This is a genomic window from Aquimarina intermedia (assembly GCF_008124785.1).
GTDB lineage: Bacteria > Bacteroidota > Bacteroidia > Flavobacteriales > Flavobacteriaceae > Aquimarina > Aquimarina intermedia.
The window spans coordinates 1-12199 of the sequence record NZ_VNHU01000008.1 but is presented as its reverse complement, the minus strand read 5'-3'; the positions used below and the strand labels follow the sequence as shown (position 1 = coordinate 12199).

The 12199-nt window shown below is 37.0% G+C and carries 8 protein-coding genes and 1 pseudogene; all 9 read right to left on the bottom strand.

The features are described from left to right. Positions 1–7: 7 nt before the first annotated feature. Positions 8–1969 carry a S9 family peptidase gene (locus tag BD809_RS11880; protein ID WP_148783201.1) on the bottom strand — a complete coding sequence of 654 codons (1962 nt, stop codon included), beginning with the start codon at positions 1967–1969 and terminating at the stop codon, positions 8–10. A 1470-nt stretch (positions 1970–3439) separates the two neighbouring features. Then, positions 3440–6724 carry a S41 family peptidase gene (locus BD809_RS11875; protein ID WP_148783200.1) on the bottom strand — a complete coding sequence of 1095 codons (3285 nt, stop codon included), beginning with the start codon at positions 6722–6724 and terminating at the stop codon, positions 3440–3442. Positions 6725–7126: 402 nt separating this feature from the next. Then, the gene (locus tag BD809_RS15875; protein ID WP_246131531.1) at positions 7127–7300 is read right to left on the bottom strand and encodes a GNAT family N-acetyltransferase; all 174 of its coding nucleotides are present in this window, start codon (positions 7298–7300) and stop codon (positions 7127–7129) included. 93 nt (positions 7301–7393) lie between these two features. Beyond that, positions 7394–7594, bottom strand: a pseudogene (locus BD809_RS11865) ((4Fe-4S)-binding protein); the annotation flags it as partial. Positions 7595–7734: 140 nt separating this feature from the next. After that, positions 7735–8100, bottom strand: a complete 366-nt coding sequence (locus BD809_RS11860; RefSeq protein ID WP_317130873.1) for a TMEM175 family protein — start codon at positions 8098–8100, stop codon at positions 7735–7737. A gap of 84 nt (positions 8101–8184) precedes the next feature. Continuing rightward, positions 8185–9114, bottom strand: coding sequence for a DUF5996 family protein (locus tag BD809_RS11855; protein ID WP_148783199.1), 930 nt, complete (start codon positions 9112–9114; stop codon positions 8185–8187). Between the two features lie 27 nt (positions 9115–9141). Next, positions 9142–10020 carry a pirin family protein gene (locus BD809_RS11850; RefSeq protein WP_148783198.1) on the bottom strand — a complete coding sequence of 293 codons (879 nt, stop codon included), beginning with the start codon at positions 10018–10020 and terminating at the stop codon, positions 9142–9144. A 66-nt stretch (positions 10021–10086) separates the two neighbouring features. Next, a complete protein-coding gene (locus BD809_RS11845) occupies positions 10087–10680 on the bottom strand; it encodes a Crp/Fnr family transcriptional regulator (RefSeq protein ID WP_148783197.1) in 594 nt (197 codons plus the stop codon). A gap of 567 nt (positions 10681–11247) precedes the next feature. Continuing rightward, positions 11248–11964 (bottom strand): membrane or secreted protein, encoded by a 717-nt coding sequence (locus tag BD809_RS11840; RefSeq protein WP_148783196.1) that lies wholly within the window; start codon positions 11962–11964, stop codon positions 11248–11250. Between the last annotated feature and the right edge of the window lie 235 nt (positions 11965–12199).

Sequence of the window (12199 nt, the reverse complement as noted above, 5' to 3'; positions counted from 1 at the left end):
ATACACTTTATTCGTTTAATAAATTAGTTTGTAAAAACATAGCAATTGCTTCTGTCATTCGATCTCTGTTTACTTTTTTTCTAAAACCGTGACCCTCATCTTTGGCCAACATATACCAAACTTCGCCTTTATTTTCTCTAATCGATTTAACCATTTGTTCAGATTCACTTGCCGGAACACGTGGATCATTGGCTCCCTGGATAACGAAAAGTGGTTTCGTAATCTTATCAATGTGATTAGTCGGCGAAATGGATAACAGATATTCCCTCATCTTTGGATCTCTTTCATCTCCATATTCCAACCTTCTTAAGTCTCTCCTGTACGCTTCTGTGTTTTCCAGAAAGGTTACAAAATTGCTAATTCCTACGATGTCAATACCACATTGTAGCTTATCTCCAAAATTATACATAGATGATAATACCATATATCCGCCATAAGATCCTCCAAAAACAGCGATTTTGTCTTTATTAAATTCAGGCGTTTTCTCAATCCATTCTATTAACATTCCAATATCCTTAACCGAATCCTCTCTTTTAAAACCATTATCCAACTTTAAATATGTTTTTCCGTATCCTGAGGATCCGCGAACATTAGGAGCAATAATGGCAATACCCATTTCATTAGCCAAAAAAGCATAAAATGAAGAAAAATTAGGTGTATGCTGCCCTTCCGGTCCCCCATGTATGGAAATCATTACAGGATAAGGACCCGCTGTGTTTTGAGGTTTGTATACAAATGCAGGTATTTGTCTCTTTTTTCCATCTACTTCATCATAAGTTTCATAGCTTATAAGCTCTGGTTTTGGAAAGGTGCTTGTATCTAATCCACCTACTTCACTGCTCGTCCATCGTTTGTGCTCCCCTGTGGTAAGGTCAATAGAATATACATCACCGGGCGTTTCAGCTGTATTCAACGTTACTGCCAAAGTTGCTTGTGAAGGATGAAATTTAAAAGAAGAAATCTGACCAAGTGGTAAATTTGAAACTTTCTCATAGGTGTTAGACTCAAGATCTAATAAATACAAACGGCTAAATCCGTTTTCATTCACCGTAAAAGCAGCTTTTGTTTTCGGTTTGTTTATCGCTACTTCCTCAACATCCCATTCAATTTTATCGGTTACATATGTTATTTCTTTGGTATCCACATCGTATTGCACCAGTGTATTAAATTCTTTCCCTTGATTCGTTGTCGCATAGATTTTTTTTCCAGTTTTATCCCAAAATCTGGCTAGAAAAACCGCTTCAGTTTTATCATCATTTATTTGGGTCAATTTATTTGTTTCAATATTGAAGATAAAAGCATTGGATTTTGTACTTGACAAATATTGGGTAATAATTAATTTGCTGTCATCGGGAGACCAATCTGATACTATCCAATAGCCCCCACCGCGATCAACTTTGAGCGTAGCTGATTTAGGTGATTTCATATCAGAAATGTAAATATCAAAATCTTTTTTATTTCTTCTCGACGAAGTAAATGCAAACCTATCTCCCTTATTTGACCAATTAATTCCGTAATTCCTGGACTCTCCGTCACTTATCATAGTAGATGTACGATTGTTCATATCATACCAGTATATCTGAGAGAACTCATTTCCGCCGATATCTTTTGTAAAAAGAAATCCGTTATATGTGACTGATGGACTAAAAGAACCGTTACTGACGGGTTCATCAAAAAATGTTATTTGATTCCTAGCTCCGCCCGCTTGGAGTACTGTATGCAATTGCGAAGTATTACCAAATTGCGTAGAGATCAATATACCCTCATCATTAGGTAGCCAATCTACAAAAGATGCCGATCTGGTATTTTGATATTGCTGTATTCTAGTCGTAATTTCTTCAGGAATTTCAGGAACATTCTCCAAAATCATGTTCCCAACTTCTTTCCGGTTTTGAGCTTCGATACTGTTAAACACAGCTACGAATAAGCAAATTAAAATTGTCTTGATGTAAAATTTAAAATTTTTCATAGGATGTAACGTTGACTTTGACACTTTAAGTGGTACTCAAACCACTATTTTAACTGTTTCATAAACCATAAGAAAGAGGGTTCATACAAAAATGAGAGGGGCGTTAGGATAGATTTGGTTTTAAGTGTTACTAAGCTACGTATTTTATTTTAGATAGACGATTTTTTTGGATACTTGATGTAAGGACAATGGCACGAAACGATTGTTTTATAAAAATAGTTGAGAAAGGATATAGGAATCAGGATGCAAGACATTTCTACATTTAAAATTTCAGCCTCAACATTAGAAATTCGTTTTCTACCCTTTCCGACCGTGCTTCGCTTAGCCACCTTTCCCTGTCAAGGGAAAGGAGTTAATTTTAGTATACTGTTCGAATAACTGACAACAAAATCAAAAGATGAATTTGTATATCGAGTAAAACATGAATCAGGATGTAGGATACTTTTAACTTTAGTATTTAACATTTGAAATTTTGACTTCTTTATTCAACATTCAAAATTCTGAACTCAAAATTCACCAACCGCGCTTCGCTTAGCCACCTTTCCCTGCCAAGGGAAAGGAGTAGTTATTTGGATGTATCTGCTATAAAAAGTTCTGTTATTAGCTCCTCTCTGTCAGGTCGAGCCCTTCGTCTGCGCTCAGGATAAACTAAAGTCAAGACCTAATCTTCACCGTAATGCTCGACCTCTCGACTCCGCTCGAGGTGACAATGATTTGACAGCGAGCTTAAAATAATGGATATAAAAAAAACACTTTTAAATTTTGGCTTCTTTATTCAATATTCAGAATTCTAAACTCAAAATTCACCAACCGCGCTTCGCTTAGCCACCTTTCCCTGTCAAGGGAAAGGAGTTAATTTTAGTATACTGTTCGAATAACTGATAACAAAATCAAAAGATGAATTTATATATCGGGTAAAACATGAATCAGGATGTAGGATACTTTTAACTTTAGTATTTAACATTTGAAATTTTGACTTCTTTATTCAACATTCAAAATTCTGAACTCAAAATTCACCAACCGCGCTTCGCTTAGCCACCTTTCCCTGTCAAGGGAAGGAGTAGTTATTTGGATGTATCTGCTATAAAAAGTTCTGTTGATAGCTCCTCTCTGTCAGGTCGAGCCCTCCGTCTGCGCTCAGGATAAACTAAAGTCGAGACCTAATCTTCACCGTAATGCTCGACCTCTCGACTCCGCTCGAGGTGACAATGATTTGACAGCGAGCTTAAAATAATGGATATAAAAAAAACACTTTTAAATTTTAACTTTAGTATTTAACATTTGAAATTTTGACTCCTTTATTCAATATTCGGAATTCTGAACTCAAAATTCACCAATCGCGCTTCGCTTAGCAACCTTTCCCTGTCAAGGGAAAGGAGCTGTTCTAAGATATTTTCGGATGTATTAGTAAACTAAATAACCAATAAATATTTGAATCACTCTATGTGTCCAATATTACTTCTACTAGTGTCAATTAGCTTTATTCACTCTTACCGGATATTCTGGTCGCTTAGGGTAGGTAACAGGATTCGCTTCAAGTTCCTTGAGTACAACATCAATTGCTTTTTGTAGTTGAGGATCTTGACCTTTCATCACTTCTTTTGGCCACTGCTCTACTTCGATATCCGGTGCTACCCCTTCATTTTCAATTCTAAAACCGTCTTCATTATAAAATGCCACATTCGGGGCGGTTACACTGCCGCCATCGATAAATTCAGGATAGCCGAGTATGCCTACCAAACCACCCCAGGTCGTTTTACCAATTAATTTACCGAGTCCATATTTCTTGAACATCCAAGGTAAATAATCACCTCCTGATCCGGCCGTTTCATCAATTAGCATCACCTTGGGTCCTTGGATAGAGCCACTTGGTGCTTTCAGATCTTTCCCGTACCTAAAATTCCAGTGGGATTGATATGGTTTTTTCAAAATATCAATATAGTAATCTGCCAACTGACCGCCGCCGTTGTGTCGCTCATCAATGATCACTGCTTTTTTATTTACTTGGGGAAAGAAATATCGCTTAAAGTATTCATGTCCTGCATCAGCCGTATTAGGCACGTATACATATGCCACTTGTCCGTTGGTTGCTTTATCCACTTTTTTTAAATTGCCTTCTACCCAATCTCGATTTCTCAAGGCTCGTTCGTCATCCACCGGAACGACCTTTACCTCTCTGGCATCTTTTCCGTTTGGATCCGACCCCACTTTCAAGGTGACTATTTTATCAGCTTTATTTTCAAAAAAGCTAAAAAAGTTTTGATCCGCAGTAACCGATTTTCCATCAACTTCAATGAGGTATTCTCCTTTTTTGACATTCACTCCCGGTTCTGTCAACGGGGAGCGTAAATCCGGTGTCCAATTAAGTCCGCCATAGATCTTCTCAAACTGGTAGCGGTTATTAGCTATTTTATAATCTGCACCTAATAAACCGACACTAACACGTTCGGGAGTTCGCATTCGATCCCCCCGATCCTGAAAACGATGGTGACCTACTGCTAGTTCACTACACATCCATTGCATTACACGATACAAATCACTTCGGCTTACAACATCTGATAGAAAAGGTTTGTATTTTTCCTTGGTAGCCTTCCAGTCAAGTCCGTGCATGCCCGGATCGTAAAAATAGTCTCTGTTGACGCGCCAGGTTTCTTCAAATATATTGTTCCACTCTTTGACCGGATCTATTTTTACCTTGATGGCATCAATGGCAAGATTACCATTTTCCGGTTTTTTCCCTACTTCGGTGATTCCCCAGGCATCTCCTTTGCGAAACATCATTTTCTTTCCATCTGCCGAAATCTCGAAGCTATCTGCTTCCATTACTTCTTCTGCTTTTCTTTCTTCAAAATCAAAGCGCATTAAAGATTGAGGATCTCTAAAACTACTGTGTGCTTTTTGAGATAAGTACATGAGTTTTCCTTCTTCAACACTTGTTAGGTTGCTATAGATACCTGTCGGAATTGGAAGGTTGATAATACGATTCTGAATCCCTTCCCAATCAATACGTAAGGGTTTGATTTCCGTCTTCTTTTTGTCTTTCTTTTTATCTTTTTTGTTCGCTTCGTCTTTTTCTTCTTCTTCTTCTGCAATTGCTTTTACTTCTTCTACATCATTTTCTTTTATCAAGGGGGAGATCAAATCTTTCTGCAAGGTGACTACATAGATTGCATTGCTCAGTTCCATGTCCTGATTGGATTGATCAAACCAGTTAACCACCGGTCCGGCATCCGTTGAAGCGGTCATGTACAAATATTTACCACTCGGGTCAAAGACAGGCTCTGATACATTAGAAAGTCCGTCAGAAATAGCATAGGATTTATTTTGATCAACCGAATATGCAAAGGCTTGCTCAAAATTGGTTTCGGTAACAATCGTATACGACACCCAGTTGGAGTCATGCGACCAGGATCCAAATAAGTCTCTAAAAGCGCCTGGCTGATACAATACATCGGTGGCTATTTTAGTCACCTTTTTGGAAGCAACGTCAGTAACGTATAAATTTCGTCCGTTATCGACAAAACACAGTTTTTTACTATCGGGAGACCAGTGTAAATAAGCATAAAATCCGGTTCCACTAAGCGGAAGATTTATCACGTTTCCATTCGCTGTAGATTTTAAATGCAATGCATATTCTCCACTCGCATCCGAAAAGTATGCTATATGTTTTGCATCAGGAGACCAAGTTGGATATTTTTCATGGACTCCCGGCGTATTGGTGAGATTATTCACATCCCCTTTTTCGGCGGGAACGGTTATAATCTCTCCTCTAAAATCAAAAACAGCTCTGGCTCCCGAAGGTGAAATACCGGCACTTCGAATATAATCAGCTCCCGAGACATAGCGACTTCGCATTTCGAGTAAATCAGTGGCGATACCAATGGTTAATTTTGTACTTTTATTGGATCCGGTATCGAACAAATGAAGATATCCTGCCTGTTCATAGATCAAGCTGGAACCGTTGGCAGACAGATTGAGTACCGGAAAATCGGTATAACTGGTCAATTGACGTACCTCCTTTGTAGCCGGGTCGTAGACATACAGATTGAACTCACCATTGCGATCACTCCTAAAATATACCTTGTCTTGGAGCCATTGTGGACTTGCATCATTACCGCCTGCTTTGGGTTTAGGTACTTCGACCACTTCTTGTGTATTGTTATCATAGATCCAAATTCTTGCTTGGGTACCTCCACGATAATTTTTCCACTGACCAAATACCTCATAGATCGGATTATACGCTACATACTGTCCGTCCGGAGATAATGACGCACTAAATGCAGTTGGAATCGGGAGTGCCATAGGTTGTCCGCCTGTAATGGCTACTGTATATAATTTTGCATGACGTGTAGTATAGTTTGACCTACGCGAATTGAAAAGTACTTTGGAACCATCGGGTGTAAAATCTCGAACAAAATCCGGTGAAGGGTGCCAGGTAAGTCGTTTAGGAATACCTCCGCTTGACGGAATCACAAATACATCTGTATTCCCATCATACTGCGCACTAAATGCGATATGGGATCCGTCTGGAGAAAACACCGGATTGGACTCAATACCTTCGTCAATGGTCAATCTGCGAGGACTCGAGCCATCCTTAGCTGCGATCCACAAATCTTCAGCATAGATAAAAGCAATATGTTCTGCACTGACTGCAGGAGAATGTAAGAGTCTGGTATCGGTGACGTTTTGAGCGTTGACTTGTATATAAAATGTTAGTAATACATACAGCGGGAGCAGTCGAAAATTATTTTTCATCGTGTAAAAGGTTTATTCGTGTGATCTATTTCTTGTAATTGTGCGTCTTTGGGGTAGATGAATGGTTTTAAGAGATCTAATGTAGTGAATATAAATTGGAATTAAAATACGCCAGTAGGCAGAACCTATCAACTTGAACCTACGGTAAAATAGGCTTTGGATAGAATACCCTATTGTCGTGTTAACATTAAAATATAGAGTATCCGAATATCATAGAAAGTGTTTCATATTAAGAGTTCCAATATACATTGTCATTTAAAACCTCTCTACTCGTTTGAGATCTTAGTCCCATACCATATCTGTTTCAAATTAAAAATTTTATTCTTACTTATAAACAGTTCGGTTTTAAGGGAAGCTTACAGTAATGCTTATGCACGAACATCTTCAATACTATCATCTTTGTCAAATACTTTTTTTTGCGAAAGGACAAAGTGGTAAGATTTTCAAATCATTATTACGTGCGAATTCTACTGATTTCATTACCAATTTCTTTCCGAATCCTTTTCCGCTAAACTGTTCTTCGACTCCTGTATGGTTGATAATGAATTTTGATTTTCCTGCCCACGTATAAGTCATTTCTCCAGCAAATTTATCATTTTCATAAATTATAAAGCGTCCCTTTTTCCCGTTGTCTTCTCTTCCAATTTTTGTCATAGATTTCTTGTCCTGTTTAATACGTAATGCTCCCGATGGACATTTAGCTACTTGTTTTATCAATTCTTTGGTTGTGGCATTTTTAGGTTTTATCCAAGGTCTTTCTTTTGGATTATAAACTTTAGGCAATGTTTTTACACAAATACCTGAATGAATGCATTTTTCGGGCCTCCATAGAATGGTTATTTCTCCGTTCGTATATTCTTTTTTCAACATAGCTTAATCTTTTAAAGTTTTTTCGATTCTTGGGTCAGGTCTGATCCAAATAATAGCAACGCCCAAATATACCAGAAGGCTGATTATAGGCTGAAATAAGGATATGGCAATACCTACTAAATAAAGCAAAAGCGAAACGTTCAATCGTTTATCGATACTGTAAACTTTGCCGACTTTCGAATTTTTTCCCTCGTTTTTATTGCAAAATAAACTAAAATCTTAAATGCCAATGCAGCCATGAATAATATTACACCATACAGGCCAATTGGGACAATCTCAAAATGGTTGTCGCCCATCCAGCCAGTAACGAAAGGAAAAAGTGAAAGCCAAAACAATAAATTGAGATTTGCCCATAAAATTTTTCCGTTCACTCGATTCACAGCTTGCAAAAAATGGTGATGATTATTCCAATAAATCGCTAAATAGATAAAACTCAAGACATATGTAAGAAAAACTGGAAGGACTGGTTTTAATGCTTCAAAATTTGAACCTTCTGGAACTTTCATTTCCAATACCATTATTGTTATAATTATGGCTAATACACCATCACTAAAGGCTTCTAATCTTCCTGTTTCCGTAATAACAAAGTTTTATAAGTCAGCAAGTTCTGGTACTTTTAATTTCTCAATATCCCAATTGGCTTTTTTAGCTCCCACTGTATAGGCAGATTCCAAAAAATCAAGAAGTGTCGAACGTGGGTCATCTGCTTCTAACAGATGGTTATATGTTAAAATAGCCATTGGGCTTCCATTGCTGTCAATCCATTTAGCCGTTGAAGGCTCCAATGTTTCACTATCTAACCCTTCGGGTGAAGGATAGGTGTACGAATAGAATGCAGGTTCTGGAATATTCTTATCTCCTGCCCAAAAACCGAAACTGATGCACTCGTGCGTATAGGCATCCTTGTCTGATATTCTTGCATCATCACTCAAGGCAGGCGCTTCTTTACCAGAGAACCGTGTTACCGCCAAATCCATAGAGTGCCAATACAGGTGAACAGGACAGGTTTTTCCATAAAAACGTCCGCTAAACTCTTTAAAAACTCCATCTACCCAAAGTAGGATTTGCCAAAGATCTTTTGTATAAGTTTTTTCGTAGTGATAATACTCGGTAATTTCCTTAAAAGGTTTATCAATTTCTAAATCGTAAGGTCTTGCCAAAATAGAAATTGGAATATTAAATTGCTCGAGAATAGACCACAAATTCTGATAGAATTCTGCAACCGTTAATTTATTGAGTAAAGAAAATTTTGCTGATTGGCCTTTACTTGTATTGACTTCGAGTTGGTGCTGATGTACGTTTATTGTAATATCAAATGTATGCATACCTTTTTTGTAGGGTATAGATCCAGTAGTAAATCCTTTAGTGGAAATATATTCCGTTACGTACCACCAATGATTTTTTCGAGGTGACAACTCTAAACGAATTTTACCCACAATTTGTAAAAACAGATGCAAGGTCATTTTTTTCTGTTCATACCCTTTATACTGTATAAGTGGTAATGCTATTGAATTATCCATAAGAAAATTGTTTTTAATGTTGTTAGTTTAATCTTCTAAATAACCAAACTTGCCATTGTTGAAATCGTTAAAAGCCTCTTTCAGTTCTTCTTTGGTGTTCATTACAAAAGGACCGTGTGCCTCAATGGGTTCGTTAATAGGTTCGCCACTTAATATTAAAACAACGGCATTATCTATTGCTTCGATTTCAAAGGTTTCCCCATCGTTTGCCATAAGTGCTAGATGATCTGTTGTTGCCTCCTCTTCGCCATTGATTATAATGTTCCCTTCTAATACAAGTAGTGCAGTATTGTAATTGGCGGGAAATTGAAATTTAGCTTTTCCACCTTCGTTCAGTTTTGCATTCAACATATGTATTGGCGTAAAGGTTGAAGCCACTCCTTTCGTTTCTTTGTATTCGCCTGCTATTATTTCTATGTGTCCTGCATTGTTTTTTAATTCGACACGGTTGATATCGTTATATTTAATAGCTTGATATTTTGGTGTACTCATTTTGTCCTTTTTGGGGAGGTTTACCCACAATTGTACCATTTGAAAATCGCCACCCTTTTTACTCCATTCTTCTTCGTGGTATTCTTTGTGAAGAACTCCGCTTGCTGCGGTCATCCATTGTATGTCACCTTCTCCAATAGTTCCACCACCACCACTACTATCGTGGTGTGCGACTTTACCTTTATAGGCTATCGTAACAGTTTCGAAACCTCTGTGTGGATGAACTCCGACACCTTTAGGTTTTTCTGAAGGTGGAAAATTATAGGTTGAATTGTAATCCAATAAGATGAATGGCGTCATTCGTTGCATATCAAGTCTAAAACCGCTTGGGATAAAATTATGCACTCTAAAACCGTCGCCAACGAAATGAGGTTCTCTTGGACTTGCTATTAATTCTACTGTTCTTGTTTTCATATCTCTTGATTTTGTACCCAAATTAATATAGGCAAACGCACCTCTGCATTGATGTATGATAAGAACCTAACTTTTAAAGTTTTTTTGTGCTAATTCCTTACGGACACGACTTAAACTTTCTGGTGTGATTCCTAAATATGAAGCGACCATTGTTTGTGGAACTCTCAAAAGTATGTCTGGATACATTTTAATAAATTGTAAATACCTGTCTTCTGCCACAGCACTTAATAACAGATTAATCCTGTTCTGTAAATGCCGAATATGATTATGTAATAATTTATTATTAAAGTCAGAGAAGGCGGGGATTTTCTTTGAAAGTAATTGCACAAAATTCTCATCTATTATAACAACTTGACTGTCTTCTAACGCTTGGATATAATATGCAGATGGTTTATCGAAATATGCACTTTGCCTGTCAGTTACAAACCAATTTTCGGGTGCAAAGGATAGGATATGTTCTTTTCCTTTTTCATCAATCGAAAATTGTCTTAACAACCCTTTTTCTACAAAAAATGTGTGATTGCAATGTTGGTCTTCACGTAAGAGAAATTGCTCTTTTTTAACCTTTTTTATTTTACAGTTTTCAACTATTGATGAAATTTCTTTTTCATCTATATTAAGATTTGAAGTCAAATATGTTGTCAGATTAAAACTATTCATTTTTAGTTCGGGTGTTTTTTTTTAACGTTCGTTAAGGGAAATCGTTTACACAAGTTAAAGATTAGATTTTACACTAAATTAGTCTCTAACCTTGTTGATTGTTTATTTCTAAGATGTCTCTCATCAAAGAAACTATAAAAGTTACCAAGCGGGGTGGGGATTTGGTTTTTACTGTCTCTAAACTACATATTTTATTTTAGATAAGCGAATTTTGATAGGCACTGATTAATAGCCACTAGCCAGAAGATAAAAGTTTATAGAAGGGAGGCAAGAAACAGGATGGCAGGCAACAGAATACTTATAGAATTTTACATTCAAAGTTTTAATTTCTACATTCGATATTCAAAATTCTTTATTCGCTTTCTACCCTTTCCGACCTCGATTTGCTTGATTATCGTTCCCTGCCAAGAGAAAGACATCCTATATCGTTTATATTCTTTTTGGAAGGAATCCATATATAAGAAATATTTTATCGCTCACCATGCATAAGTACGCTATCTCCTTTACAAGCTGTTATATTAATTAGTGTATTATTAGCTTTTCGTTTTTTCTTTGAAGATGCTTTAATTACTTTCGGACACTCCATATTTCAAGAATTGGATCACCTTTACTTGACAATCCTGAGTGGTGCCATTGACCATTAATAAGCTCATAGTTAAATTTTAAGCTCAGTCCTGCTTTGGAGTCGTCTCTTGAAAAGAATTCGATGTTCTCTGTGTATTCACCATTTACAGTAGTATATGTTCCTCCACCAGATCCCATGAATTGCTTGGTTTCCGTATTGTAAGCGATCCATTGAAATCGGGTTCCTGATAAAATTTTCATAGTTTTTCTTGGACTACTCGTATCGCGTACTTGAGTTTTTCCTTCTCTAATTCTTCCGGACATTAACCAGGCTCCTTGTAACTTTCCCGGCTCCCCATGATCTATTCTGTTCCATTGTATGTCACTGCCTTTAATTTCGATTTCATTATCAGCAATGACCACTCCTAAACGTACTTCAGTTCCTACTTGCTCAGGGTGATCTGAGTCGAATTCTACTTTTTTGATCATCGTATCCCCTTCTAATTTCCATGTACCCCCATTAGAGTGTATAGATTTTCCTGTAGTTGCATCATACGTGGTTGACACTTGATAATCCTCTGCAAAAATAGCTACGTTCCTAAGTTTTTCTCCGTTCTCAGCTGTTGTAAAGGTTTCCCAGGCACCAATAATTTCCTTTTCCTGCGCTGTAACTCCGTAGGACACGCAAGTGCAAATAAGCAATACAAGTATTTTTTTCATGACTTTATATTTTATAGGTAATAGCCAAAATAAAGGCTAATAATTTTACAGGCAACTAGTTGTAAGTTTAACGTATCTAATTTAGTGAATATAAACGGAAATTACGTTATCGTTTAAGGATCAGTAGTTGTCTTAAGACAAAAGTGCTACCCATACTTAAAGGTCTATTAACAGAAAAACCAGCAATAAAAAATAAACATCCCATACAACATCGCAGGTGTCCAAACTGTATGAA

Bases quoted from the DNA above. Each gene is read 5' to 3' on its own strand.
- BD809_RS15875 (WP_246131531.1), bottom strand. From the start codon at position 7,300: ATGACTTATACGTGGGCAGGAAAATCAAAATTCATTATCAACCATACA.
- BD809_RS11875 (WP_148783200.1), bottom strand. From the start codon at position 6,724: ATGAAAAATAATTTTCGACTGCTCCCGCTGTATGTATTACTAACATTT.
- BD809_RS11860 (WP_317130873.1), bottom strand. From the start codon at position 8,100: ATGAAAGTTCCAGAAGGTTCAAATTTTGAAGCATTAAAACCAGTCCTT.
- BD809_RS11855 (WP_148783199.1), bottom strand. From the start codon at position 9,114: ATGGATAATTCAATAGCATTACCACTTATACAGTATAAAGGGTATGAA.
- BD809_RS11850 (WP_148783198.1), bottom strand. From the start codon at position 10,020: ATGAAAACAAGAACAGTAGAATTAATAGCAAGTCCAAGAGAACCTCAT.
- BD809_RS11880 (WP_148783201.1), bottom strand. From the start codon at position 1,969: ATGAAAAATTTTAAATTTTACATCAAGACAATTTTAATTTGCTTATTC.
- BD809_RS11845 (WP_148783197.1), bottom strand. From the start codon at position 10,680: ATGAATAGTTTTAATCTGACAACATATTTGACTTCAAATCTTAATATA.
- BD809_RS11840 (WP_148783196.1), bottom strand. From the start codon at position 11,964: ATGAAAAAAATACTTGTATTGCTTATTTGCACTTGCGTGTCCTACGGA.